The following is a 25,035-nucleotide window of genomic DNA, read 5'->3' on the forward strand; positions in this document are numbered from 1 at the left end:
GCGTGGTCTAGAGCATTTTTCCCGTCAGGGGAAACCCTGTTCTCGCATGGCGCGGTGCGGCATCATGCGTCCATGAAGACCGGGTAGAGCGAGGCGAGCAACAGGATCGCCATCACGATATTGAAAGCGCGGACCGCCTGGCGCGAGGTCAGGATCGCCCGCAGCGCGGTGCCGAACAGCGCCCAGGCGATGCAGGACAAGGTGCCGAGGATCAGGCTCAAGCCGACCTGGATCGCGATATTCCAGGGGAATGCGGCAATCGCCGCATAGGCGGTGATGGTACCGATCACCATCACCCAGCCTTTGGCGTTGACCCATTGGAACATGGCCGCGCCCCAGAAGGTCATCGGGCGGCCGCTTCCGTCACCGGACTCCGGCGAGGATGGCTCGGCCATCGCGATCGCGGCGGCAAGATAGATCAAATAGGCGACGCCGATATATTTGAGGATGGTCTGCAGCACGGGATAGGCGATGAAGACGGTGCCGAGGCCAAGCCCGACGGCGCCGACCATGAACGCAAATCCGACCGTGATGCCCGCCATATGCGGCACCGTGCGGCGGAAGCCGTAAGTCAATCCCGAGGACAGCAGCATGATGTTGTTCGGCCCCGGCGTGAAGAACATCACCACGGCGAACATCACGAAGGCGATCAGAACCGACTGCGACATGACACCACTCATGCGATCTTCGTCTGGGGTTGCGGACTTCTCGAGAACAGCATGATGGCGATGCCGCCGATGACGGCGGCCATGCCCGCTAGCCGCAGCGGCCCGAACCGTTCGCCGAACACGATGCTGGAGGCGGCGGAGCCGACGAACGGCACCAGGAGCGCGAACGGCACCACCTGCGCCGCCGGATGGTCGCGCAAGAGCCGACCCCACTGCCAATAGGCGATGCTGGTTGAGACGGCGCCGACGAACAGCATGCAGGCGATACCGGCCATCGACATCTGCGACAGCGCCTGCCAGGTCGGCTTCACCCCGAGGGTGACCAGCGACAGCGCGAACAGGGGAACGGCGGCGCAGAGGCACAGCCATGCGAACAGATCGAACATGCGCGCACCCTGCGCGGGCCGCAGCAGGAGATTGCCGACTGCGAAACAGATCGGGGAGATCATCAGGATCGCGAACGCGCCGGCACTGAAATCATGGCCGACGGTGCCGGAGATCATCAAGAGGCCGATCGCGGCAATGCCGATGCCGACCATCTGCATCCGGCTCGGCCATTCGCCGAAAATGATGGCGGCGAAGGCGATCGTGAACAGCGCCTGGCTCTGCACGATCACGCTGGTGAGCCCGACCGGCATGCCATGCGCAATGGCGATCGACTGCGCCAGGAACTGGCCGAGGAACAGGTTCAGGCTGATCGCGATCAGAAGCGGCCAGGACACCTTCGGCTTGCGCAGGAACAGGCACGGCACCGCCGCGATCCCAAAACGCAGCGCCGTCATCAATTCCGGCGGCAATTCGTCAAGCGCGATCCGGCTGGCGACGAAGGCAAGCCCCCAGATCACCGCGACCATGACGGCGATGCAGACGTCGGCCGGTTTCATTGGCTCGTCTTTTCCAGCTCTTTGGTTCTAGCTCTTCTGTTCCGGCTTCGGCTTGCGCAGGAGATAGGTGCCGTGCAGCGGCGCGTGGTAGTCGGCGGAGACCAGGGTGAAGCCGACCTCCGTCAGCATGCGTTCCATGACCCAACCGAAGGTCGAATATTCGTCGCGCATGTGCGTCACCACGCCCTCGCGCTCGAAATCGTGGTTCTTGATGGAAAAATCGGCCCAGCCCTCGACGTCGCGCTCGACGCCGTCGGGCATGCTGACGAACACGATGTCGCGCAGATAGAACTCGCAGCCCGGCTTCAGCGCGTTGAAGATCCGCGACAGCGCCACCGCTTTCCAGAAATCCGGCAGATGATGCAGCGTGAATTCGCTGACTATCAGGTCATAGGAATTCGGCTGATAGGCGAAGCTGAGAAGTCCCGCCGGCTGGGTGCGGATGCGCGCCCTGCGGTCGCGGGCATAGATATTGGCGAGCGTCAGCATCGCCGGCGAGATGTCGATCGCGTCGACGTCGGCGCCCATCAACGCCGCTTCGCAGGCGAGCACACCGTTGCCGCAACCGATATCGGCGACGCGCCAGCCCGGCTTGACGCCGAGCATGTTGAGCGTCTGGCGGGCGCGGACGTCGCTGTCGTCATCGCGGCCATAGATCGAGGCGACCGCGGTATCGATGCCGACCCGGCGTCTTTGCGTGTAGTACCAGTCGCGCGCCAACATGGTTCACATCCCTTCCGGCCCGCGTCCGATCGCGGCGACGCCCGTGCGTGACACCTCGACCAGGCCGAGCGGGCGCATCAGGTCGATGAACTGATTGATCTTGGCGGTATTGCCTGTGATCTCGAACACAAAACTCTCGGTGGTGGCATCAATGACCCGCGCCCGGAACGCATCCGCCAACCGCAGCGCCTCGACGCGGTGGTCGCCGGTACCGCGCACCTTCACCATTGCGAGCTCGCGCTCGATCGAGCGTCCCGACAGCGTCATGTCGACGACGCGGTAGACCGGGATCATGCGGTCGAGCTGATGCTTGATCTGCTCGATCACCATCGGCGTGCCCGTGGTCACGATGGTGATGCGCGAAAGATGTTTCTGGCTCTCGGTCTCGGAGACGGTGAGGCTTTCGATGTTGTAGCCGCGGCCGGAGAACAGCCCGATCACGCGCGCGAGCACGCCCGGCTCGTTCTGCACGAGCACCGAAAGCGTGTGCGACTCGTTCGGATCGTGGCGCTCTTCGAGGAAGTAGGCGGATGCGGGCTGGTTCATGGTCGTCCCCTCAAGGATTGCTCTGTCACGCCATCGCCCGCTCGGCGATGGCGGCGTCCGTCCCGACCCACTGGCGGAACAGGTCGAAATCGATATTGCCGCCGCTCAGGACAAGGCCGACGCGCTTGCCTTGAATCCTGTCCCGCTCCTGCAGCGCGGCCGCGAGCGGCGCCGCGCCGGCGCCTTCGGCGAGGTTGTGCGTATCGGTCCAGTAACACCGGATGGCGGCGCCGATCTCGTCGTCGCTCACCTGCACGATGCGGGAGGCACCCTTGCGGATCATCGCGAGCGCATCGGCCTCGGGAATGCGGGTCGCCATGCCGTCGGCGCGGGTGTTGGCGGTCTCGGTGCTGACGAGCGCGCCGGCGGCGAACGACAGCGCATAGGACGGCGCCTCCGTCGACTGCACGCCGACGATCTCGGTCTTCAGGCCGAGGAGATCGCGGACACGTATGCAGCCGCAGATGCCGGAGCCCTGCCCGATCGGCACATAGAGCAGGTCGAGGTCCGGTGCGGCCTTGAACAGCTCCAACGCATAGGTCGCAACGCCCAGCACCAGGTCGGAATGGAACGCCGGCACCATGTGCAGGCCCGCGCTCTCGGCGCGCCGCACCGCCTCCTCCCGCGCCGCCTGAAAATCCTCGCCGTGTTCGACCAGCTCGGCGCCGAAGGCGCGCATGGCGCGGTTCTTCTCGACCGAATTGCCATGCGGCACGTAGATCGTCGCAGGGACATTACTACGACGCGCGGCGAAGGCGAGACTCTGGCCGTGATTGCCGCGCGTCGCCGAGATGATCCCTCGCGTATCGGGCTGCTCGCGCTTCAGCCGATCGAGATAGACGAGCCCGCCGCGCACCTTGAAGGCGCCGGTCGGCGTGTGGTTCTCATGCTTGACCAGGACATTCGCACCCAGCCGCTCAGCTAGCAGCGGCCAGGCATACACCGGCGTCGGCGGCACCACCGTGCCGACAATCGCCTGCGCGCGCTCGAGCTGTCCAAGATCGAACATCAGTCCATCTCACACCAGCGCCTTGCCGCCGGCGAAGGCGGTCGCGGTTGCCTCGTCGGTCGCCTCCTCCGGCAACAACATCTCGTTGTGCGCCTTGCCGGAGGGGATCATCGGGAAGCAGTTCTCGAGCGCGGCGACGCGGCAGTCGAACAGCACCGGGCGCTTGATCGCGATCATCTCCTTGATCGCGCCATCGAGATCGGCCGGCTTGATCACCTGCAGGCCGACGCCGCCATAGGCCTCGGCGAGCTTGACGAAGTCCGGCAGCGCCTCGGTATAGGAATGCGACAGGCGGTTGCCGTGCAGAAGCTGCTGCCACTGCCGCACCATGCCCATGTACTGGTTGTTCAGGATGAAGATCTTGATCGGCAGCTCATACTGGACCGCCGTCGACATCTCCTGGATCGTCATCTGCACCGAGGCGTCGCCTGCGATATCGATGACGAGACTGTCGGGATGCGCCACCTGCACGCCGACCGCGGCCGGCAGGCCATAGCCCATGGTGCCAAGACCGCCGGAGGTCATCCAGCGGTGCGGCTCCTCGAAGCCGTAGAATTGCGCCGCCCACATCTGGTGCTGGCCGACTTCGGTCGTGATGTAGGTGTCCTTGCCGCGCGTCAGCTCGAACAGGCGCTGGATCGCATATTGCGGCAGGATGATATCGTTGTTCTTGCGGTAGGACAGCGAGTTGCGCGCGCGCCATTGCGCGATCTGCTGCCACCACGCCTTGATGTCCGGCCGCTTCGCTTCGGCCTTGAACACCTGCAAGAGGTCGCCGAGCACGTTTCCGCAATCGCCGATGATCGGCACGTCGACGCGGATGTTCTTGTTGATCGAGGATGGATCGATGTCGATGTGGATCTTCTTCGAGCCCGGCGAGAACGCATCGATGCGGCCGGTGATGCGGTCGTCGAAGCGCGCGCCGACGCACAGCATGACGTCGCAATCATGCATGGTCATGTTGGCTTCGTAGGTGCCGTGCATGCCGAGCATGCCGAGCCAGTTCTTGCCCGATGCCGGATAGGCGCCGAGGCCCATCAAGGTTGACGTGATCGGGAAGCCGGTGAACTCGACGAGATCGCGCAGCAGCTTGGAGGCCTCGGGGCCGGAATTGATGACGCCGCCACCGGAATAGATCACCGGCCGCTTGGCGGAGGCGAGCAGTGCCACCGCTTTGCGGATCTGGGTCGCATCGCCCTTGACGCGCGGCGCGTAGGAGATGTGAACGTCGGACTTGCGCGGCGGATGATAGGTGCCGACCGCGAACTGCACGTCTTTCGGCACGTCAACCACGACCGGCCCCGGGCGGCCGGAGGTCGCCACGTAGAACGCCTCATGCAGGACCTTTGCGAGGTCGTTGACGTTGCGCACCAGCCAATTGTGCTTGGTGCAGGGGCGCGTGATGCCGACCGTGTCGCATTCCTGGAACGCGTCGTTGCCGATCAGATGGGTCGGCACCTGGCCGGTGATGCAGACCAGTGGAATCGAATCCATCAGCGCGTCGGTGAGCGCCGTCACCATGTTGGTGGCGCCGGGGCCGGAGGTCACCAGCACGACGCCGGGCTTGCCGGTCGAGCGCGCATAGCCCTCGGCCGCGTGGCCGGCGCCCTGCTCGTGCCGCACCAGGATGTGCTCGACCTCGCTCTGCTGGAAGATCTCGTCATAGATCGGCAGCACCGCGCCGCCGGGATAGCCGAAAAGGTGCTGCACGCCATGATCGATTAGCGCGCGGACGATCATCGCGGCTCCCGTCATCTGGTTCGGATCGTGGCTCTTGTCTTTCATGGCTGGCTCCGGATGCGCGGTTTCTTGCGCGGCGTTAGGTCTTTGATTTGGGAAATAAAAAAGGGCCCGAGAGGCCCCATGCACACCGCCTGTCTGTCAGATGGCCGCTAGCCATCCCCGGCGGTGTGCCTGGGTACGACGACGATGAGTTTGGTAATAATGTTACGCATGGACCGGCTCAGGCTTCCCAAAGGTTGCGCGACCATACCGACCAATGCCCGAATGTCAAGGCAGGGACGCGTTCAGCGCGGCTTTTCGTAATGTAGCGGGGTTCCTGGCGTTCGGCGAGTGTGAAATTGTTGTTCCCAGCCATGCGAGATTGGCCCCACAATGCGGTGCGCGCAGCGCGAACCCGGAATCTCGAGGTTCCGGGTTCGCTCCTTTCAGTCGCGCCCCGGAACGACGTTGTCCACCCATCCCCTCGCCGCTTCCGGCGCCACCCATTCGAATTCCGGCAATTGGTGGCGGAACCAGGTGAATTGGCGCTTGGCGTAATGGCGGGTGTCGGCGCGGCCGATCTCGGATGCCTCCTCGCGGCCGATCTCGCCCTTGAGGTGCCGGATCACGGCCGGCACGCCGTGGGCCTTCATCGCCGGCAGCAAGGGATCAAGATCGCGCGCCGCGAGCTTTGCGACCTCGTCCAGCGCGCCAGCGTTCAGCATCGCCTCGAACCGGGCATCGATCCGGGCATAGAGCTTGTCGCGCTCGGGCGCGAGGAACAGCGCGGAGAACTCGCCCGGCGGCAATAGCGGCGGCAGGCCGTCGCGATGCCAATCGCTCAGCGAGCGGCCGGTCGCCTCTACGACTTCGAGCGCGCGGGCGATGCGGGTGCGGTCCCGCGGCTTCAGGCGCTCGGCATAGGCGGGATCACGCCGGGAAAGTTCCGCATGCAGCGCCTCGACGCCGTCACGCTCAAGCCGCTCGCGCACAACCTCGCGCACCTCGGCAGCGATCGGCGGCACCGCCGACAGCCCGCGGGTGAGCGCCTTGAAATGCAGGCCCGATCCGCCGATGAAGATCGGCAGCCGGTTCTCGGCGCGCACCTCGGAAAGCACCTTCGCGGCATCCGCGACCCAGGCGCCGGCGGAGAAATTCGTAGCTGCGTCGACATGGCCGTAGAGCCGGTGCGCGACCAGCGCCTCCTCCTCGACCGTCGGCCGCGCCGTGATGATGCGGAGGTCGCGATAGACCTGCATTGAGTCGGTGTTGATCACGACGCCGCCGGCTTTTTGCGCGAGATCGAGCGCCAGCGCCGACTTGCCGCTGGCGGTCGGCCCTGCGATAAGCACCGCTCTTGTCCCAGCTTTCGAAGCCGCCGCCATGTCGCTTGTCGCCACCCTCATCTGCAATCCCGCCAATCCGGCGCTCGACTCCACCATTGTCGACGGCGCGCTGGCCGTCCTGCCGTCGCCCGGCGCAGCAGAGTGGCTGTTCGACGAAGTCGCCATCGACATCCCCTTTGACGGCAGCGAGGATATCAAGGCGATCGAAGCCCGCCTGCAAGAGGCGCGCGGCGACCTGCCGATCGATATTGTGGTGCAGCCTCGCGCCTTCAGGCGCAAGAAACTTTTTCTCGCCGACATGGATTCCACCATGATCGGCCAGGAATGCGTCGACGAGCTCGCCGATTTCGCCGGGATGAAGGAGCACGTCTCAAAAATCACCGAACGCGCGATGCGCGGCGAGATCGCCTTCGAGCCGGCGCTGCGCGAGCGCGTCGCGCTATTGAAGGACCTGCCGGTCAGCGTGGTCGACGAGGTCCTGGAGAAGCGCATCACGCCGACGCCGGGCGGCCGCGAACTGGTGATGACCATGCGCGCCAATGGCGCCTGGACCTGCCTGATCTCGGGCGGCTTCACGCTGTTCACGAGCGCCATCGCCGCCAAGATCGGCTTCCAGGAGAACCGCGCCAACGAGCTGATCGCGCAAGGCGGCAAGCTCGTGGGCGAAGTGAAGGAGCCGATCGTCGGCCGCGCCGCCAAGCTCGCCACGCTGATCGAGCTGCGCGAGGCCTTCGACCTCGATGCCATCGACACGCTGGTCGTCGGCGACGGCGCCAACGACCTCGGCATGATCGAGGCCGCCGGCCTCGGCGTCGCCTACCACGCCAAGCCCGCGGTCGCAGCCGCCGCGGCGGCGCGGATCGACTACGGCGACCTCACCGCGCTGCTCTACGCACAGGGCTATCGGCGGGATGAATTCGTGGAGGGGTAGGCTCCTCGACCGTCATGCCCGGGCTTGACCCGGGCATCCATCAAGCTTCGAAAAAAGTCTTTGCGTAGCGATAGATTGCCGGGTCAAGCCCGGCAATGACAACTCCTACTGCACGCTCAGCGCCACGAAGCGCAGTTCGCCGTCGCCGTTGGAGACGAGCAGGAGGACCGACTTCTTGCCGTCCTTCTTCAACTGGTCGACACGCTTCTTGATGTCGGCGGCGTTGGCGACCGCTTCCTGCGCGACCTCGACGATGACGTCGCCGGCGGACAGGCGCTTTTCGGCAGCATCGGAGGAGCCATCGACGCCGGTGATGATCACGCCCTTCACGCTGTCCTTGATCTTGTACTTGGTGCGGAGATCCTTGTTCAGCGCCGCAAGATCGAGCCCGAGCGCCTTCTGCGTCACCGGCTTCTCCGCCGGCTCATCCTTGGTCTTGGCGTTGGCCTGCTGCACCTTATCGGTGTCCTCGAGCCGGCCGAGCGTGACCCGCTTGGTCTCCTCATTGCCCTTGCGGATGACGACAACGTCGACTTCCTTGCCGACGGCGGTGTCGGCGACGACGCGGGAGAGATCCTTGGGATCCTTGACGTCCTTACCGTCGAACTTGACCACGACGTCGCCAGGCTCGATGCCCGCGGGTTTCGCCGGCCCCTTGTCGTCGACGCCGGCAACCAGCGCACCACGCGCCGGCTTGATGTTGAGGCTGTCGGCGATCTCGTCGGTGACCTGCTGGATTCGCACGCCGAGCCAGCCGCGGCGCAGCTCGCCAAATTTCTGCAGTTGATCCACGACGGCAGCGACCGTCTTCGACGGCACGGCAAAGCCGAGGCCGATCGAGCCGCCGGTCGGTGAGATGATCAGCGTGTTGACGCCGACCACTTCGCCTTCGAGGTTGAACAGCGGTCCGCCCGAATTGCCGCGGTTGATGGCGGCGTCGGTCTGGATGTAGCTATCATAGGGACCCTGGCTGATGTCGCGGTTGCGCGCCGACACGATGCCGGCGGTCACCGAGCCGCCGAGGCTGAAGGGGTTACCGATCGCGATCACCCATTCGCCGAGCCTGAGCTTGTCGGAATCGCCGAACTTCACCGCGGTCAGCGGCTTCGGCGGCTTGAACTTCAGGACGGCAAGATCCGTCTTCTTGTCGACGCCGACCAGCTCCGCCTTCACCTTGGTGCCGTCGTTCATGATGATGTTGATCTCGTCGGCATCGGCAATCACGTGGTTGTTGGTCACCACGATGCCTGCGGTGTCGACGATGAAGCCGGAGCCGAGCGAGTTGGTCTTGCGCGGCTGAAACTCGCCGTTCTTGTCCCCGCCCTTGCCGCCACCGGGGCCACGGCGGTTCTTGAAGAAGTCGTCGAAGAACTCCTCGAAGGGCGAGCCCGGCGGCAGTTGCGGCATGGCGCCGCCGCCCTTGGCCTCCACCGTCTGCGACGTCGAGATGTTCACGACCGCATCGATCACCTTTTCGGCAACGTCGGCAATGCCGTCGGGTCCTCGCGCGAAGGCCGCCGGCACCGAGGCAAGCATGCCGGCGGCGCCGATGGCGATCGCGGCTCCCATCAGGCGCAGGCGACGGCTCAAGGCGGGTCTGGCACCGGTCATGTCAGCTTCTCTCCAGGAAGTATAATATACGGCCACAGTGCGCCCGAACGGGGTGGCCGCGCAAGCATTTGAGACAACCATTTCGGCGAAAAACCGGCGCCTTGCGGCTCACGATCGCGTTGGACCGACAAGTTCCGGGCAGCCAATTTTTTTCGTCATGCCCGGGCTTGTCCCGGCCATCCACGCGCTTTCTTTGTGGCGGCCAAGAACGTGGATGCCCGGGACAAGCCCGGGCATGACGATGCCTGCGTTCGCAGCGACCGCTACCGCCGCACCAGCCAGATCAGGATCAAGCCAGCCACTGCCGATCCGATCCCGACCACGCGCAAGACATTGTCCGGGGTTGCCAGCGCGCTTTTCATCGCGCGCCGCATCCAGCTCGGGCTTGCCGCGAACATCAGGCCCTCGAGCACGAACAGAATTCCCACACCGATGAGGAAGTCGGCGAACGCTATGGACCTCATCGGATGGCGACCTCTCGTCCGGGCGTTTCTTCTTGGCTAAAGGGCGAAGCGGATGCTTCGCCCTCGTGATGCGGTTACTGCTGCTTCGGCGCGGCGGCCGCTGCCGACGGACCGACGGACGGCGGACGGCCGGCCGCGCTGCCGAAATATTTGAAGAAATCGGAGTCCGGGCGCAACAGGAAACGGGTGTCGTTGGCGCGCAGACCGTTCTCATAGGCAGTCATCGAGCGGTAGAAGCTGAAGAAATCCGCGTCCTTGCCATAGGCCTCGGCGAACAGCCGGTTACGCTCGGCGTCGCCCTCGCCGCGCACCTGCTCGGCGGACGAATTGGCCTCTGCGACGATGACGGTTGCCTCACGATCCGCCTTGGAGCGGATCTCCTGCGCCTTCTGACCGCCTTGGGCGCGGAATTCGGCGGCCTCGCGCTGACGCTCGGTCTGCATCCGCTGGTAGACCGCCTGGCTGTTCTGCTCCGGGAGGTCGGCGCGGCGGATGCGGACGTCGACGACCTGGATGCCGTAGCCGTCAGCCTCGTGGTCGAGCTGGTCGCGGATCCGCGCCATCAACCTCTCGCGCTCGTCGCGGACGACGTTGATGAAGGTGACCTCGCCGAGCACGCGGCGCAGCGCCGCGTTGAGCAGCGTCGTCAACTGCACGTTGGCCGCCTGGATCGTGCCGACGCTCTGATAGAAGCGCAGCGCGTTCTTGATGCGGTAGCGAGCGAAGGCGTCAACCACCAGTCGCTTCTGGTCGGAGGCGATCACTTCCTGCGACGGGTTTTCCAGGTCGAGGATGCGCTTGTCGATCGAGATCACGGAATCGATAAACGGCGCCTTGAAGTTGAGGCCGGGCTCGGTGACGACGCGGACGGGCTCGCCGAGCCGGACCACCAGGACCTGCTCGGTCTGCTGCACGGTGAAGACCGAGCTGTAGCCGATGATGACCAGCACCAGCAGAATGATCAGCGCGGCAATGCCGGTGACGGGGGACCTCATCGCGTGCCTCCGCCCTGCTGCTGACCAGTGGTGGCGGACGGACGCCGCGGCGTCAGCTCGCTCAGCGGCAAATAAGGCACGATGCTGTTCTGGCCCGACGCGCCGCCGTCATAGACCAGTTTCTCGGAGCCACCGAGGATGCGTTCCATGGTCTCCAGATAAATGCGTTGCCGCGTCACGTCGGGGGCCTTCTTGTACTCGTCATAGACCTTCAGGAAGCGCGCACTCTGGCCCTTGGCCTCCGCCACCGCCTGCTCCTTGTAGCCTTCGGCCGCCTGCACGATCTGGGCGGCGCGGCCGCGCGCCTCCGGGATCACACGGTTGGCATAGGTCTGTGCCTCGTTCTGCAACCGCTCGAGGTCGGCCCGCGCGGCCTGCACGTCGCGGAACGAGTCGATCACCTGCTGCGGCGGATCGACCTTCTGCATTTGCACCTGGGTGATCATGACGCCGGCGCCGTAGGTATCGAGCGTCTTCTGCATCAGTTCCTGCACGTTCTGCTCGGTGGTGGTGCGCGCGCCGGTGAGGATCGGCTGGATCTGCGACCGGCCGATCACCTCGCGCATGGCGCTCTCCGCCACCGCCTTCACGGTGCCCTCGGGATTCTGGATGTTGAACAGGAAGTCGCCGACGCCGTCGGGCTTGATCCGCCACAGCACGGTGAAATCGACGTCGACGATGTTCTCGTCGCCGGTCAGCATCAGGCTCTCTTCCGGAACGTCGCGCATGGTGCGGCCGCGCCGCGCCGGGTCGTCGATCAGGGTCATGCCGATCGAAATGGTGGAGACGCGCAGCGCCTTCGGCAGCAGCACTGTCTCAATCGGATAAGGCAAATGATAGTTCAGGCCCGGCTGCACCGTGCGCACATGCTTGCCGAAGCGCAGGACGACGCCGAGTTCTTCCGACTGCACCCGGAAGAAGCCGGACAGGCCCCAGATCGCGAGCGCGCCGACGACGACAAGCGCGATCCCCATGCTGCTGAAATGACCGCCGGGCAGGAGCTGCTGCAGGCGGTCCTGGCCGCGGCGCAGGAGGTCCTCAAGATCCGGCGGGCGCGGTCCGGGCGATTGCGGTCCGGTGCCCCATGGTCCCTTCGGACCCGAGCCCCACGGCCCCCCGCCTTGATTCTTCCACGGCATTAACGCTTCTCCTCGGCAAGCCCGGGATGGATGATGGACGCCCGGCCTCGTCAGTCGCCCGGCTTTATAGGGGACCGGATGGCCCCTTACAACGCAAGCTTCCAAGCTGAACGAGCTATGCCTGCGGACATAATTGTCAATGCAAACATTGGCTAGCGGGGTTAACGCTTGATCCGCCGGCGATATGTCACATAGGAAAAATCGACGCTGTCATGCGGCCCGGCCGGATTTCGCACCCGCGCCACTTCTTCCCATTTCGCCGTGTCAATTGTGGCGAAATACGTATCACCTTCCGGCCGCGCATGCACTTCGGTAATTTCGAGCCGGTCGGCGCTATCGATCCATTGCGCGTAGATCTCGGCGCCGCCGATGACGGCGATCTCGGTGGCGAAACGCCGCAGCGCATCGCCGAGCGCGATCGCACGGGCGTTCTCGAACGACTGGGTGACGATCGCGCCGGGAGCGCGATAGTCCACGTCGCGCGTCACCACGATGTTGGTCCGACCGGGGAGCGGCCTGCGCAGGGACTCGAAGGTCTTGCGCCCCATCACCACCGGCCTGTTCATGGTGATGGCCTTGAAGCGCTGCTGGTCGCTCTTCAAGCGCCACGGGATCGCATTGTCGCGCCCGATCACGCCGTTCTCGGCAACCGCTGCGATCAGCACGATCTCAAGAACTGAATTCATTCCGCGGCAATCATGCAGCGAGGCGATACACCAATGCATCGTCTATAAGCACACCGTTGATCAGATTTCGACTGAAACGAATCGTCGAAATGCCGTCTACCTTGATAATACTACCCATTGCGGCAAGCATTTTGTCCTGGGGTGGAACGAGCTTTACTCTCGATAGGTCGAGCCGCTTTCTCAAATCGCCTCGGTCATCGAGAGCGACGGCCATCTCAAGCAAAGCTTGTTGCAAGTTTTTCTCTGCCTTCGGCGTACGGATAACGAGCCGCCACTCCTCGACGTCAGGAAAGAATATCCAGGCAGCGCCAGTCACCGGAAATCTTGCTTCGTCGAGAATTCGGACGAGTTCACTGCCCATATCGATATCTGCGTCTACCAAAACTGCTGCAGCCATTTCATGACCCCGAATTCTGGATTCTCGACAGCATCTCTCATGGCAGCCGCCGTTACCGCATCAATCATATCATATCGGGACTCGACCGACCATTCGGTCGCGATAGCCCAGCGAACGTCGAATTCACGATTTTCACGTTCTGTTTTGAGGAACTCAGCAAGACCTGCCAGACCTACTAGTTTGGTTATTTCATGATCGAGAAAGCCGCGCAAAACCGCTTTATCCGGTACAGTCTCGGCCACCATCTGGCGCGCTATGCAGGCCTTCAGGCCAAGCTCGATGCCGTAACCATAAAGATAGTAGGAGTTCGAGAAGCGACTATTCTCGTACAAGAGACGGGCATCCTCAATCTTAGCCAGCGCCAAACGCTGCAGTGTTCCTCTGGGCAGCGCCGCCATCAGCGCGCCCCGTCCGCCAGCGCCTGCAGCGCCGGGCCGGTGACGCGGCACAGCGTCCATTCGTCCATCATCACGGCGCCGAGCGATTTGTAGAATTCGATCGAGGGCGTGTTCCAGTCGAGCACCGCCCACTGCAATTGCGCCCAGCCGTTGGCGACACATTCCCTCGCAAGATGGACGAGCAGCGCCTTGCCGATGCCCTTGCCGCGCAGCACCGGGCGGACGAACAGATCCTCGAGATAAATACCGTGGCTTCCAGCGAAGGTGGAGAAATTGACGAACCAGACGACAAAGCCCGCAGGTTCGCCGTCCCACTCCGCGATATCGCAAATGAGCCGCGGATTATCGCCGAACAGCGCGCCGGCGATATCGGCTTCACTGGCCTTCATCTCGTGCAGCAGCTTCTCGTATTCGGCAAGCTCGCGAACCAACGAATGGACGAGCCCGGCTTCATCGGCGCGCGCGCGGCGGATTGTCAGCGACATCCTTAAGCGCTCATACCGCGACTTCCGCTTTGATATGCGGGTGCGGGTCGTAGCCCTCGAGTTTGAAGTCCTCGTAGCGGAAGGCGAAGATGTCCTTGACCTCGGGATTGATCTTCATCACCGGCAGCGGCCGGGTCGGACGCGTGAGCTGCAGCCGCGCCTGCTCGATATGGTTGGAATAGAGATGCGTGTCGCCGAGCGAGTGCACGAAATCGCCGAGCTTCAGTCCCGTCACCTGCGCCACCATCATGGTGAGGAGCGCATAGGACGCGATGTTGAAGGGCACGCCGAGGAAAACATCGGCGGAGCGCTGGTAGAGCTGGCAGGATAGTTTGCCGTTGGCGACATAGAACTGGAACAGGCAGTGGCAGGGCGGCAGCGCCATCTTGTCGACGTCGGCCGGATTCCAGGCGCTGACGATCAGGCGGCGCGAATCCGGATTGCGCTTGATCATGTCGATCACGTTCGCGATCTGGTCGATGCTGCGGCCGTCGGGCGCCGGCCAGGAGCGCCATTGCGAACCGTAGACCGGGCCGAGATCGCCATTGGCGTCGGCCCATTCATCCCAGATGGTGACGCCGTTGTCGCGCAGATATTTGATGTTGGTGTCGCCAGCCAGGAACCAGAGCAGTTCATGCACGATCGCCTTCAGCGGCAACCGCTTGGTCGTCAGCATCGGGAAGCCGGCCGACAGGTTGAAGCGCATCTGGTGGCCGAAGATCGACAGCGTCCCGGTGCCGGTACGGTCGTGCTTCTCCGCGCCGTCGGCGAGGATGCGTTCGAGCAGGTCGTGATACTGGTTCATGGCGTGAGCTTCGGGCCTTTCGGGAACGGCGAATGTACCGGCCGCAAACGGCCGTCGACACGGCGATTCGGCCTTCCCTGGCGATTATACCCCGAAAAATGATGGCCCATTCTTAAACGACAAGGGCGGAACCCGCGTTCCGCCACTTGCTTTTCTCGCCGTCATTCCGGGGCGCGCGGAGCGCGAGCTATGATGTGCAATTGCACATCAGAGAATCCATTTCGCCGCCGGCGCATGCCGCCCGATGGATTCCGGGCTCGTCCTTCGGACGCCCCGGAATGACGGCGAGATGTCCCGGGTTGCGCTTCGCTCCACCCGGGCTAGCGATTAGCCAGCTGGCTTGAGCACCGGGGTCCACTTCTTGATCTCGTTATTGACCAGCGTCCCCAGCGCCTCCGGCGTGCGGTCGGCTGGCTGCGGGATGACGCTGCCGAGCTCGAGCAGGCGCTTGCGGACGGTCTCGTCGTCCAGCGCCTTGACGGCTGCCGCGTTCAATTTGGCGATGATCGGCGCCGGCGTGCCCTTGGGCGCGAAGATCGCGTTCCAGGCCTGGGCCTGGAAGGCCGGGAGGCCGGCCTCGGCCGTGGTCGGAACGTTCGGCAGCGACGGGTTCCGCTCGGGGGTCGCAATCGCATAGGCCTTGATGGTGCCGGCATTGATCTGTGGCACGGCGTTGACGATCTGGTCGCACATATAGTCGACCTGTCCGGCCACCAGCGCGTTCATCGCCGGGCCCGTGCCGTTGAAGGGCACGCCGACCGGCTCGATGCCGAGGACCGAGTTCAGGAGTTGGCAGGAGACGTGGGAGACCGATCCGACGCCGGCATGCGCCGCGTTGACCTTCTCGGCGTTGGCCTTCACGTAAGTCACGAATTCCTTCAGGTCCTTCGGCGGAAAGTCCTTGCGCGCCAGGATCAGGATCGGCGTGCCGGCCAGGAGCCCCACCGGCTCGAAGCTCTTCTCCGGATGGTAGGCCAGATTGGGATAGAGGGGCACCGAGGCCGCGTGCGTCCCCATGTGCCCCGTGATCAGCGTATAGCCGTCATTGGCGGCGCGCGCCGCGCGTGCGCTCGCCGTGGTGCCGCCAGCTCCAACCACGTTCTCGATGATGATGCTCTGGCCGAGCGTTTGCGCCATATGGCCGGTGACGATGCGCGCGATGACGTCGGTCGGGCCGCCAGCCGCGAACGGCACGATCATGGTGATGCTCCGCGTCGGATAGTCCTGCGCGCGCGCCGGCGCGACAACAGCCGACAGCAAGGCTGCCAGCGCGAGAGAAGCACCCGCAAGCGAGCGACCATACCAATTCATCAAGATCCCCTGAGGTCCGTTAAACGAAAATGCCGGCCAAACGGCCGGCATTTCTTTTCATACCCAACTTCTGGGAGTCGATACGACTTCCGCCTGCGACACGCCGACGCAGGCTGGGTCTCAGGTCACCCCTCGGACTCCACGAACACCTCGTCGCGCTTGGCGCGCAGGGTCGGCAACACCGCCAGCACCAGCAGGCCGGCGGCGATCGCCAGCAGCACCGCCGACAGCGGGCGGCTGACGAACACGCTCCAGTCGCCGCGCGAGATCAGGAGCGCCCGGCGCAGGTTCTCCTCCATCAGCGGCCCGAGCACCATTCCGAGCAGCAGCGGCGCCGGCTCGAAATCGTGCTTGATCAGCCAATAGCCGACCAGGCCGAACACGCCGGCCAGAATGACGTCGACCGGGGCGTTGTTCACGGAGTAGATGCCGATCGCGCAGAAGATCACGATCGAGGGGAACATCAGCCGGTACGGCACGCGCAACAGCCGCACCCAGATGCCGACCAGCGGCAGGTTGATGATGACCAGCATCAGATTGCCGATCCACATCGAGGCGATCATGCCCCAGACCAGATCCGGCTGCTTCTGCATCACCTGCGGTCCCGGCACGATGCCGTGGATGGTCATCGCGCCGACCATCAGCGCCATCACCGCGTTGGGCGGGATGCCGAGCGTGAGCAGCGGGATGAAGGAGGTCTGCGCCGCGGCATTGTTGGCGCTCTCCGGCGCCGCCACGCCCTCGATCGCGCCGCGGCCGAACCGCGACGGATTCTTGGCGAGCTTCTTCTCCAGCGTATACGCGGCGAAGGAGGCAATGACGGCGCCGCCGCCCGGCAGGATGCCGAGGATCGATCCCAGCACCGTGCCGCGTCCGATCGCTGGCGCGGAGTCGATGAGGTCCTTTCTCGTCGGCATCAGGCCGGTGATCTTCTGCTGCACCAGATCGCGGCTCATCTCGGCGCCGTGGTCGAGGTTGCGGATGATCTCCGCGAAGCCGAACACGCCCATCGCCACGGTGGCGAAGCCGAGGCCGTCGGCGAGCTCGGGGATGTTGAAGGCCATGCGGGACGCGCCGGTCTCGATGTCGGAGCCGACCATCGACAGCAGCAGCCCGAACACGATCATCGCGATCGCCTTCAGCACCGAGCCCTTTGCGAGCACCACCGCGAAGATCAGGCCGAGCACCATCAGCGAGAAATATTCGGCCGGCCCGAACGCCAGCGCGAGTTTTGTCAACGGCGCTCCCAGGATGGCAATCAGGACGGTGGCGACGCAGCCGGCGAAAAACGAGCCGATCGCGGCGATCGCCAGCGCCGGGCCGGCGCGGCCCTGTTTTGCCATCTGGTGGCCGTCAAGGGCAGTGACGACCGAGGTCGCCTCGCCCGGGATATTGACCAGGATCGAGGTGGTCGAGCCGCCATATTGGGCGCCGTAATAGATGCCCGCGAGCATGATCAGCGCGCCGACCGGCGGCAAGCCGAACGTGATCGGGAGCAGCATCGCCACCGTGGCGATGGTGCCGATGCCCGGCAACACGCCGACCAGCGTGCCGACAAGCGCACCGATCAGACACATCAACAGATTGATCGGCGAGAAGGCGACGGCAAAACCGTGGGCGAGATTAGCAAAAAGATCGACCATCACGCCCTCACTGGATCAGGAAACGCGGGAACATCGGCATCGGCAGCCCCAGCACATAGGGAAACAGGAGTGCGCAAGCGAGCGTCAGGCAGGCGCCGACGATGATGGCCTCGATCCATCGCGTCTCATGCGAGCCGGCTGCCGCGATCATGAAGCTTGCAAACGCCGACACCACCAAACCGAGTGGACGGATCGCGAGAGCGAAAAAGAGGATTGCGGCCATTACGAACAGCGGTCCGCGCCAGGAATAATGCGCAAGTTCCGGTCCGTCGGTGAACAGCCCCGTCACCGCAATGCCGGCGCCGAGCGCAACCAACAGCACGCCGAACATCCGCGGAGCGGTGCCGGCGCCGAAGGAGAAGCCGCGCATGCCCTGCAGGTCGCTTGAAGCCCATAGCGCCAGCAGCGCAAGCGCCATCAGCACGATGCCGCCGATATAATCCTGCGGCGCGCGGATCTTGACGAACAGCGTGACGATCGCAACCGCAAACAACGGATAGGAATAGATCAGCGCCAGCAGCACATCCGAGGAAAAGCCCTTCTTGGCGTCGACGGCGATCGATCCGAACACCGCGTTGGGTGCGGCGGATAGTAGCGCCCCGCCATGGGCGAGCAGCACCTGCGCCGGCCCGCGGCCCGTACCCACTCCGATGATCGTGCCGAGCGACCACACAAGCTCAAAAAGGTGCGGCGCCAATGCCAGCACGAAAATGCCGATGGCGGCGTTCGTGTTACGTGTGCTTGATGCGGTTTGGCCCATCGTTTCGGCCATGCATGTCTCCTCCGTGCCCGCACCGCGGGCCCTGTTATTCTATCGGCTGGATTTGCAACCTGCCCCGGCCTTGCCTAGCGATTTTCGTCAGATAACGCCAGCGAAACCGAGGACGCCCCCGGCCAGTAGCAGCCAAAAAGGGTTAAGCCGCGTCGCAAAGGCAACAATGGCCGTTATCACCGTCGTCAGAGCGGCAATCCAACTTTGGTCGGAGGTCCGGGCCAAAATGAACCCGCTCGCGGCCATCAGCCCGATCGAAAGCGGAACCAGTGCCGCCTGGATGATCGCCGGCCAGCGCGAATGGCGCGAGCGCGTAAGCAGCCCGCTCACATAATAGGCAAGCAGCGCGGTCGGCCCGCACATCGCAAGCGTCGCCGCCAGCGCACCGGCGATACCGGCGACGGAGTAGCCGATCAGGGTCACGATCAGCACGTTCGGCCCCGGCGACAATTGCGAGATCGCAAAGACGTCGGCGAACTCCTTGTCGGTCATCCAGTGCCGGACCTCGACGGCGATCCGGTGCATTTCGGGGATGGCCGCATTGGCACCGCCGACGGCAAACAGCGACATCAGGCCGAACGTCCAGATCAGCGTCGCAATCGGGTTCGTATGCTCGTTCATGGCCGCCCCCGCTGGCGAATCAGCAGTGTCACGGCCAGGCTTGTGGGAACGGCGACCAGCAGCACCTCTGCCAACGGCAGCCGCAACACCCCGATGGCGACGAAGACCGCGACGAGGACCACGAGGCCGGCGATATCGCGCCGCTTGACCAGTGGCATCGTCATCTTGAGCATCACGGACAGCAGAAGGCCGACGGCGACGCAGGCTACGCCGGCGAGCGTCCGCCGCAGCGCTTCGATCTCGCCATAGTTCTTGTAGAGCGCCGCGAGCACGATCGCGATCAGCATCGGCGGACCGACCAGCCCTGCAAAGGCCGCAATCCCGCCGGCAAGCCCCCGGAAGCGGGAGCCGAACACGAACGACAGATTGACGATATTCGGCCCCGGCAGGAAATGGCACAGCGCGAAGGTCTCGTTGAACTCGTCCGCGGTCATCCAGCGGTGCTGCTCGACGATGCCCCGGCGCGCCCAGACCAGAACCCCGCCGAACCCGGCCAGGGACATTTTTGCAAAGGCCACGAACAGTTCCCCCAGGCTGGGCTGGATGGGCGGGGTCGAGGCAGGAAGGTCCGCCACGGGAACGGCGGCCGGCGGAGAATCGGAGGACATGGCAAGAGCCTAAAATGCCGCATCCTGCCGGCCAAGGCGATAAACCGAAGCCGTTCCATGCACGAAACGCCGGGATGGGGCCGCCAAGGGTCTGTTTTTCCGTCGCTTTGCAGCCTATATTGGGGGTGCCGGCTTGCCGGCTATGGAAATAAACGACCGTCGAAATAAACCATTCGGACCCGGGGGCGGTACCCGGCGCCTCCACCAGAGCCCATGCGGAACGCAAGCCGTGGGTTCCGGCGGGGGCGAAATAGGATCGACGAGGGCGTAAAGGGCGTGTTTTTTCTCGGTATGGTTCCGCCGATATCGGGCCAATGCAATAGTTGCCAACGACAACTATGCTCCGGTTGCTCAGGCTGCGTAACGCAGTTTGAAAGACCACTTTAAAGCCCTAGCGGGTTAAGCTCCGCTAGGCGGGGTTCGGAGGCACCTGGCAACAGAAGCCTCCACTTCACATTCGCATGGTAAAGTGCGTGCATCCCAAGCGGGTGCTTGTGCCGCAAATTCGATCCGGAAGGCCTGCTGACCTTGGCTTGTGGCCGGGATACCATAGAGCTAAAGGCGAGTCGGGCGACCGGCATGCGGCCGGCCATTTTTGAACGCGACAGGACCATCATGGCGACCGATCACATCCGATATGACGTGCTGGCGCGGGACGCGCTGCGCGGGGTGGTACGCCACGTGCTGGCGGACGCCGCGGAGCACGGACTTCCCGGCGAGCATCATTTCTACATCACCTTCATCTCCAACGCCGACGGCGTGAAGATATCGCCGCGGCTGCTCGCGCAATATCCGCAGGAGATGACGATCATCCTGCAGCACCAGTTCTGGGACCTCGTGGTGACGGACGATCGTTTCGAGGTCGGACTTTCGTTCGGCGGCATTCCGGAACGGCTCGTCGTGCCCTTCGCCGCCATCAAGAGCTTCCTCGATCCCTCCGTGAAGTTCGGCCTGCATTTCGAACCGTCCGAGGAGGACGTTGCGCCCGAGAAGCCCGAGCCCAAGCTGCCTGCGGCTTCGCCTGCGCCACCGCCGCCTGCTCCGGCGGCCGAGAGTGATTCGCAAGAAAAGGAAGACTCGGACAAGCCGAGCGAAGGCGCCGAGGTGGTTCGGCTCGACCGCTTCCGCAAGAAATAATCTAAACACGCACCAATCATCGACGCTGTAGAATGAACGTTACGCCGCTTCACGGCGCAACGGACATTGGCAATGGCTCGATCAACATCCTCTTCACAAAAAAACAAAACCATCCGCGTCGAGACCGACAGTTTCGGTCCGATCGACGTCGCCTCCGATCGCTATTGGGGCGCGCAGACCGAACGCTCCCGGCAGAACTTCCGCATCGGCCGCGACCGCATGCCGATCGAGATCGTGCATGCGCTCGGCATCGTGAAACTGGCGGCAGCGCTCACCAACCGCGAGCTTGGTCTGATCGACGCGCGCCGAGCCAATGCGATCACGCGTGCCGCGAAAGAAGTGATCGAAGGCAAGCTCGACGATCATTTCCCGCTGGTGGTGTGGCAGACAGGCTCGGGCACGCAGACCAACATGAACCTCAACGAGGTGATCGCCAACCGCGCCAACGAACTGCTCGGCTTTGAACTCGGCGCGAAGAAACCGGTTCATCCCAACGACCACGTCAACATGAGCCAATCGTCGAACGACTCGTTTCCGACGGCGATGCACATCGCGGCGGCGCAGGGAATTTTCGAGAGGCTGATTCCTGCGCTCGGCGAATTGCATCGCGAGCTGCGCCGCAAGGAGAAAGCGTTCGCGAAGATCGTCAAGATCGGCCGCACCCACACCCAGGATGCGACGCCGCTGACGCTGGGTCAGGAATTCTCCGGCTATGCCGCGCAGGTCGAGAGTGGCATCGCGCGGCTACGCACGGCGGCGAAGGATCTGTTGCCGCTCGCGCAAGGCGGCACCGCCGTCGGCACCGGCCTCAACTCCAAGCCACGCTTTGCGAGACTGTTCGCAAGGCACGTCGCCAAGATCACGAAGCTGCCGTTCATCAGTGCGCCGAACAAGTTCGAGGCGCTGGCCTCCAACGACGCCTATGTGCTGGTGCACGGCGCGATCAATTCGGTGGCGACCGGGCTGTTCAAGATCGCCAACGACATCCGCTTCCTCGGCTCGGGTCCGCGCTCAGGCCTCGGCGAACTGATCCTGCCGGAGAACGAGCCGGGCTCATCGATCATGCCGGGCAAGGTGAACCCGACGCAATGCGAGGCGATGACGATGGTATGCACGTACGTCTTCGGGAACGAAACCGCCGTCACCATAGCGGGCAGCCAGGGACACTTCGAGCTGAACGTCTACAAGCCGGTGTTGGCGTATTGCATGATGAGTTCCGTTCAGCTCCTGTCGGATGTTATCCGCTCCTTCACCGAGCATTGCGTCGTCGGGATACGCGCCGACGAGAAACGCATCGGTGAGTTGATGCAGCGATCGCTGATGCTCGTCACTGCGCTTGCGCCGAAGATCGGATACGACAACGCCGCGAAAGTCGCGAAAGCAGCACATGCGCGCGGCACGACGCTCAAGGAAGAGGCGCTGCGGCTCGGCTATGTATCGGAACGTGAATTCGACTCCCTGGTGCAGCCGGACAAAATGACACATCCGGGTTAAGTGAAACTGCAAATTGCATAATTTTCCCGGGAAAAAACGGTGATGCGTTGCGCTGACTCGCTACGAATTAGCGCTAGCCCCGCGCGTGATATAATTATGGATCATAACGCCTAAAGAATAAGATCGGTTGCAGCGGGCGTTGCGTTGACGCATGGGACAGCAGCGAAATATAGGTTTTCGTGGGGCGAAGCTGACCTTTTGATGCTTATCACTAGGCGCTATATAGGGATTTCGGATGGGCATGTGCAGTGCTTGCGCGCAACTTGGCTGCGGCCTGTTTCGCCAACAGGCATTTGCGCCTTCGGATCGCTGGATGATGGGGCGAGCATGGGGGACGTGATCAACTTGAACCGAGCAAGAAAACAAGAGCAGCGCAAAGAAGCTGCGAAGCAGGCCGAAACCAACCGCGCACGATTTGGTCGCACCAAGTCCGAACGGAAAGCGGACGAGCTTCGCAAAGCGCGCGACGAGAAGCTGTTGGATCAGCATCGTATCGACGGCGGAGACGCATCATGAAATCGCCCGTCGTCAAACGTTCGATCGTGGTCGCCGGCCACAAGACCAGCGTCAGCCTGGAAGAAGCGTTCTGGAATGGCATGAAGGAAATCTCGGGCCTTCGGAACATGACGCTGTCGGAGCTGGTCGGCGAAATCGACAGCAATCGCCAGCAGGGCAATCTGTCGTCGGCGATCCGGCTTTTCGTGCTGGAGTATTTCCGTTCGCGCGCAGTCGCCGCGACGACGGTCCAGGCACCGGACAACAGGCCGCAAGCCTGATCCGTTGCAGATAGCCGGTGCTCAGGCACCGGCTTCACCGACAAACCTGAGTGGAGAGCGAAATGGATATCGCCAAGCTAACCGCGCCGCGAAACCTGTCCATTTCGGAAGCTCTCCATGCCTGCCTTTGTCGTCCTGGATTCCATCTCGCTTCACGCGCCTGACGGCCGCTCACTGTTCGATGAGCTGACGCTCGCGATTGGACGCGAGCGCACCGGCATCGTCGGACGGAACGGCTGCGGCAAATCGACACTGCTGCGCCTGATCGCGGGCGAGATCGAACCGGCAGCCGGATCGGTTTACCGTGCCGGATCGATCGGCATGCTCGCGCAGATCGCCGACGAACGGGCGACGGTGGCGCAAGCCGTCGGCGTCGATAGCGAGCTCGCGTGCCTGCGCCGGCTCGAGCGCGGCGACGGCACACTCGAGGATGCAGCCGCGGCTGACTGGACACTGGAAGCACGACTACAGACCGCGCTGACGGAAGCGGGCCTGCCCACGCTATCGCTCGATCGCCCGGTGGCATCGCTCAGCGGCGGCGAGCGAACGCGCGTCGCGCTGGCGCGCCTGTTGATCCAGGCACCTGACGTGCTGCTGCTGGACGAGCCCACCAACAATCTCGACGCCGACGGCCGCGAGGCGGTGGCGCAATTGCTCGGGCGATGGCAAGGCGGCATCGTGGTCGCAAGCCACGACCGTACGCTGCTCGAGCATGTCGACCGCATCGTCGAACTGACGCCGGTTGGCGTCACGATTTTTGGCGGCGCGTGGCCTGATTTCGCCGAGCAGCGCGACGCGGCGCGCTCGCGTGCGGAAACCGAACTGGAGCGGGCGGCTGACGCGCTGCGCAGCGCCGAGCGCGCGACGCAGAAGGCGCGCGAAAGAAAGTCGCGCCGCGACAAGGCCGGCCGAGCCTGGCGCGCCAAGGGCATCGAAGACAAGATGTTCATGGACCGCGAGAAGGAACGCGCGGAGGCCAGCGCCGCCCGCGAAGGCCATCTCGCCGAGCGCCTGATCGGCGAGCGCGCGGATGCATTCGAGGAGGCCCGCGCGCGGGTGGAGATCGTGACGCCGCTGTCGATCGACCTGCCGAAGACCGCCCTTCCCTCCAATCGCGAGCTCGTCGCCTTCGACGGCGTGGCGATGGCCTTTGCCAACCGCCGCCTGTTCGGGCCGCTGTCGTTCGAACTGCGCGGCCCCGAGCGCGTTGCGATCGACGGCGCCAATGGCACGGGCAAGAGCACATTGCTGTGCCTGATCACCGGAGAGGCGCAGCCGACCGCCGGCATGATCCATCGTCGCACCGAGCGGATCGCGATGCTCGACCAGCATGTCGGCCTGCTCGATGCCGGCACCAGCATCTTGGACAATCTGCGCCGGCTCAACCCGGAATTGTCAGCCAATGAAGCGCATGCCGCGCTGGCGCGATTTGCCTTCCGCAACAGGGCCGCATTGCAGATCGTGGATACGTTGAGCGGCGGCGAGCGCCTTCGCGCAGGTATGGCTTGCGTGTTCGCACGGCCGGAGCCGCCGCTATTGCTGCTGTTGGACGAACCCACCAACCATCTCGACCTCGCCGCGATCGAAGAACTGGAAAGCGCGCTGCGCGACTTCGATGGCGCGCTGGTCGTCGTCAGCCCTGACAGGGCATTCCTGCAGGCGATCGGGATCGAACGGGAGATTACGCTCTGAGGCGGCGAGCCCCGGGTTCACCTCGCCCCGCTTGCGGGGAGAGGTCGAAATTCGAGCACAGCTCGAACTTCGGGTGAGGGGGAGGCTCCGCGAGTCCTTCTGTCACCGTGCTCGCGGAGAGAGCCCCTCACCCCAACTCTCTCCCCGTAAGAACGGGGAGAGGAAGCGCAGC

27 protein-coding genes and 1 other RNA gene are annotated in these 25,035 nt (G+C 64.0%); 7 read left to right on the top strand and 21 right to left on the bottom strand.

What is annotated here, in order from left to right; translation table 11 throughout:
• Window positions 1-62: 62 nt before the first annotated feature.
• The 7 genes from AC5ZGW_RS32610 to miaA form a co-directional block, all read right to left on the bottom strand.
• A complete protein-coding gene (locus AC5ZGW_RS32610) occupies window positions 63-668 on the bottom strand; it encodes a LysE family translocator (protein ID WP_130227631.1) in 606 nt (201 codons plus the stop codon).
• Between the two features lie 8 nt (window positions 669-676).
• Complete coding sequence (locus AC5ZGW_RS32615) at window positions 677-1,552, bottom strand: EamA family transporter (RefSeq protein WP_130227630.1); 876 nt, start codon at window positions 1,550-1,552, stop codon at window positions 677-679.
• 27 nt (window positions 1,553-1,579) lie between these two features.
• Complete coding sequence (locus AC5ZGW_RS32620; protein WP_028161805.1) at window positions 1,580-2,275, bottom strand: class I SAM-dependent methyltransferase; 696 nt, start codon at window positions 2,273-2,275, stop codon at window positions 1,580-1,582.
• 3 nt (window positions 2,276-2,278) lie between these two features.
• On the bottom strand, window positions 2,279-2,821 hold the full coding sequence (ilvN, locus tag AC5ZGW_RS32625) for an acetolactate synthase small subunit (protein WP_028161804.1): 543 nt from the start codon (window positions 2,819-2,821) through the stop codon (window positions 2,279-2,281).
• A 25-nt stretch (window positions 2,822-2,846) separates the two neighbouring features.
• Complete coding sequence (locus AC5ZGW_RS32630; RefSeq protein ID WP_130227629.1) at window positions 2,847-3,830, bottom strand: threonine dehydratase; 984 nt, start codon at window positions 3,828-3,830, stop codon at window positions 2,847-2,849.
• A gap of 9 nt (window positions 3,831-3,839) precedes the next feature.
• The gene (locus tag AC5ZGW_RS32635; protein WP_130227628.1) at window positions 3,840-5,615 is read right to left on the bottom strand and encodes an acetolactate synthase 3 large subunit; all 1,776 of its coding nucleotides are present in this window, start codon (window positions 5,613-5,615) and stop codon (window positions 3,840-3,842) included.
• Window positions 5,616-5,998: 383 nt separating this feature from the next.
• Window positions 5,999-6,937, bottom strand: a complete 939-nt coding sequence (miaA, locus tag AC5ZGW_RS32640) for a tRNA (adenosine(37)-N6)-dimethylallyltransferase MiaA (RefSeq protein WP_130227638.1) — start codon at window positions 6,935-6,937, stop codon at window positions 5,999-6,001.
• On the opposite strand from miaA, the gene serB reads away from it, so the two are divergent.
• Entirely contained in the window at window positions 6,936-7,829 is an 894-nt protein-coding gene (gene serB / locus AC5ZGW_RS32645; protein WP_130227627.1) for a phosphoserine phosphatase SerB, read from the top strand. The two genes, miaA and serB, sit on opposite strands and share 2 nt — an antisense overlap.
• 105 nt (window positions 7,830-7,934) lie before the next feature.
• On the opposite strand, the gene AC5ZGW_RS32650 is transcribed toward serB, so the two are convergent.
• The 14 genes from AC5ZGW_RS32650 to AC5ZGW_RS32715 all read right to left on the bottom strand — a co-directional run bounded on the left by AC5ZGW_RS32650 (window position 7,935) and on the right by AC5ZGW_RS32715 (window position 19,764).
• On the bottom strand, window positions 7,935-9,440 hold the full coding sequence (locus AC5ZGW_RS32650) for a Do family serine endopeptidase (protein WP_130227626.1): 1,506 nt from the start codon (window positions 9,438-9,440) through the stop codon (window positions 7,935-7,937).
• Between the two features lie 263 nt (window positions 9,441-9,703).
• Window positions 9,704-9,904, bottom strand: a complete 201-nt coding sequence (locus tag AC5ZGW_RS32655; RefSeq protein ID WP_130227625.1) for a DUF2065 domain-containing protein — start codon at window positions 9,902-9,904, stop codon at window positions 9,704-9,706.
• Between the two features lie 74 nt (window positions 9,905-9,978).
• Entirely contained in the window at window positions 9,979-10,899 is a 921-nt protein-coding gene (gene hflC / locus AC5ZGW_RS32660; protein ID WP_130227624.1) for a protease modulator HflC, read from the bottom strand.
• Entirely contained in the window at window positions 10,896-12,038 is a 1,143-nt protein-coding gene (gene hflK / locus AC5ZGW_RS32665) for an FtsH protease activity modulator HflK (protein ID WP_130227623.1), read from the bottom strand. Before hflK ends, hflC begins: the two co-directional genes overlap by 4 nt.
• A gap of 161 nt (window positions 12,039-12,199) precedes the next feature.
• Complete coding sequence (locus tag AC5ZGW_RS32670) at window positions 12,200-12,724, bottom strand: dihydrofolate reductase (protein ID WP_130227622.1); 525 nt, start codon at window positions 12,722-12,724, stop codon at window positions 12,200-12,202.
• Window positions 12,725-12,734: 10 nt separating this feature from the next.
• Window positions 12,735-13,121, bottom strand: coding sequence for a hypothetical protein (locus AC5ZGW_RS32675; protein ID WP_130227621.1), 387 nt, complete (start codon window positions 13,119-13,121; stop codon window positions 12,735-12,737).
• A complete protein-coding gene (locus AC5ZGW_RS32680) occupies window positions 13,100-13,519 on the bottom strand; it encodes a HEPN domain-containing protein (RefSeq protein ID WP_165435346.1) in 420 nt (139 codons plus the stop codon). Before AC5ZGW_RS32680 ends, AC5ZGW_RS32675 begins: the two co-directional genes overlap by 22 nt.
• Window positions 13,519-14,004 (bottom strand): GNAT family N-acetyltransferase, encoded by a 486-nt coding sequence (locus AC5ZGW_RS32685; RefSeq protein ID WP_130227619.1) that lies wholly within the window; start codon window positions 14,002-14,004, stop codon window positions 13,519-13,521. The genes AC5ZGW_RS32680 and AC5ZGW_RS32685 overlap by 1 nt, the downstream gene beginning before the upstream one ends.
• A gap of 10 nt (window positions 14,005-14,014) precedes the next feature.
• A complete protein-coding gene (locus AC5ZGW_RS32690; protein ID WP_130227618.1) occupies window positions 14,015-14,809 on the bottom strand; it encodes a thymidylate synthase in 795 nt (264 codons plus the stop codon).
• 327 nt (window positions 14,810-15,136) lie between these two features.
• Window positions 15,137-16,120: a tripartite tricarboxylate transporter substrate binding protein BugD gene (locus tag AC5ZGW_RS32695; protein WP_130227617.1), complete on the bottom strand. Its 984-nt coding sequence runs from the start codon at window positions 16,118-16,120 to the stop codon at window positions 15,137-15,139.
• Window positions 16,121-16,245: 125 nt separating this feature from the next.
• A complete protein-coding gene (locus AC5ZGW_RS32700; RefSeq protein WP_028161791.1) occupies window positions 16,246-17,763 on the bottom strand; it encodes a tripartite tricarboxylate transporter permease in 1,518 nt (505 codons plus the stop codon).
• Window positions 17,764-17,770: 7 nt separating this feature from the next.
• Window positions 17,771-18,535: a tripartite tricarboxylate transporter TctB family protein gene (locus tag AC5ZGW_RS32705; protein ID WP_130227616.1), complete on the bottom strand. Its 765-nt coding sequence runs from the start codon at window positions 18,533-18,535 to the stop codon at window positions 17,771-17,773.
• An 87-nt stretch (window positions 18,536-18,622) separates the two neighbouring features.
• Window positions 18,623-19,156 carry a chromate transporter gene (locus AC5ZGW_RS32710; protein WP_130227615.1) on the bottom strand — a complete coding sequence of 178 codons (534 nt, stop codon included), beginning with the start codon at window positions 19,154-19,156 and terminating at the stop codon, window positions 18,623-18,625.
• Window positions 19,153-19,764 (bottom strand): chromate transporter, encoded by a 612-nt coding sequence (locus AC5ZGW_RS32715; protein ID WP_130227614.1) that lies wholly within the window; start codon window positions 19,762-19,764, stop codon window positions 19,153-19,155. The genes AC5ZGW_RS32710 and AC5ZGW_RS32715 overlap by 4 nt, the downstream gene beginning before the upstream one ends.
• Window positions 19,765-19,852: 88 nt before the next feature.
• Between AC5ZGW_RS32715 and ssrA the strand changes: the two genes are divergently transcribed.
• The 6 genes from ssrA (at window position 19,853) to AC5ZGW_RS32745 (ending at window position 24,863) form a co-directional block, all read left to right on the top strand.
• Window positions 19,853-20,215, top strand: a transfer-messenger RNA (tmRNA) gene (ssrA, locus tag AC5ZGW_RS32720).
• Window positions 20,216-20,379: 164 nt separating this feature from the next.
• The gene (locus AC5ZGW_RS32725) at window positions 20,380-20,901 is read left to right on the top strand and encodes an SspB family protein (protein WP_130227637.1); all 522 of its coding nucleotides are present in this window, start codon (window positions 20,380-20,382) and stop codon (window positions 20,899-20,901) included.
• Between the two features lie 72 nt (window positions 20,902-20,973).
• Window positions 20,974-22,395 carry a class II fumarate hydratase gene (fumC, locus tag AC5ZGW_RS32730; protein ID WP_130227613.1) on the top strand — a complete coding sequence of 474 codons (1,422 nt, stop codon included), beginning with the start codon at window positions 20,974-20,976 and terminating at the stop codon, window positions 22,393-22,395.
• Window positions 22,396-22,722: 327 nt separating this feature from the next.
• A complete protein-coding gene (locus tag AC5ZGW_RS32735) occupies window positions 22,723-22,911 on the top strand; it encodes a DUF4169 family protein (RefSeq protein WP_028161785.1) in 189 nt (62 codons plus the stop codon).
• The gene (locus AC5ZGW_RS32740; RefSeq protein WP_035688975.1) at window positions 22,908-23,171 is read left to right on the top strand and encodes a ribbon-helix-helix domain-containing protein; all 264 of its coding nucleotides are present in this window, start codon (window positions 22,908-22,910) and stop codon (window positions 23,169-23,171) included. The genes AC5ZGW_RS32735 and AC5ZGW_RS32740 overlap by 4 nt, the downstream gene beginning before the upstream one ends.
• A gap of 117 nt (window positions 23,172-23,288) precedes the next feature.
• Window positions 23,289-24,863, top strand: a complete 1,575-nt coding sequence (locus tag AC5ZGW_RS32745; protein WP_130227612.1) for an ABC-F family ATP-binding cassette domain-containing protein — start codon at window positions 23,289-23,291, stop codon at window positions 24,861-24,863.
• Window positions 24,864-25,035 lie beyond the last annotated feature (172 nt).

The sequence above is a fragment of the Bradyrhizobium sp. Crot121 genome, from assembly GCF_059512385.1.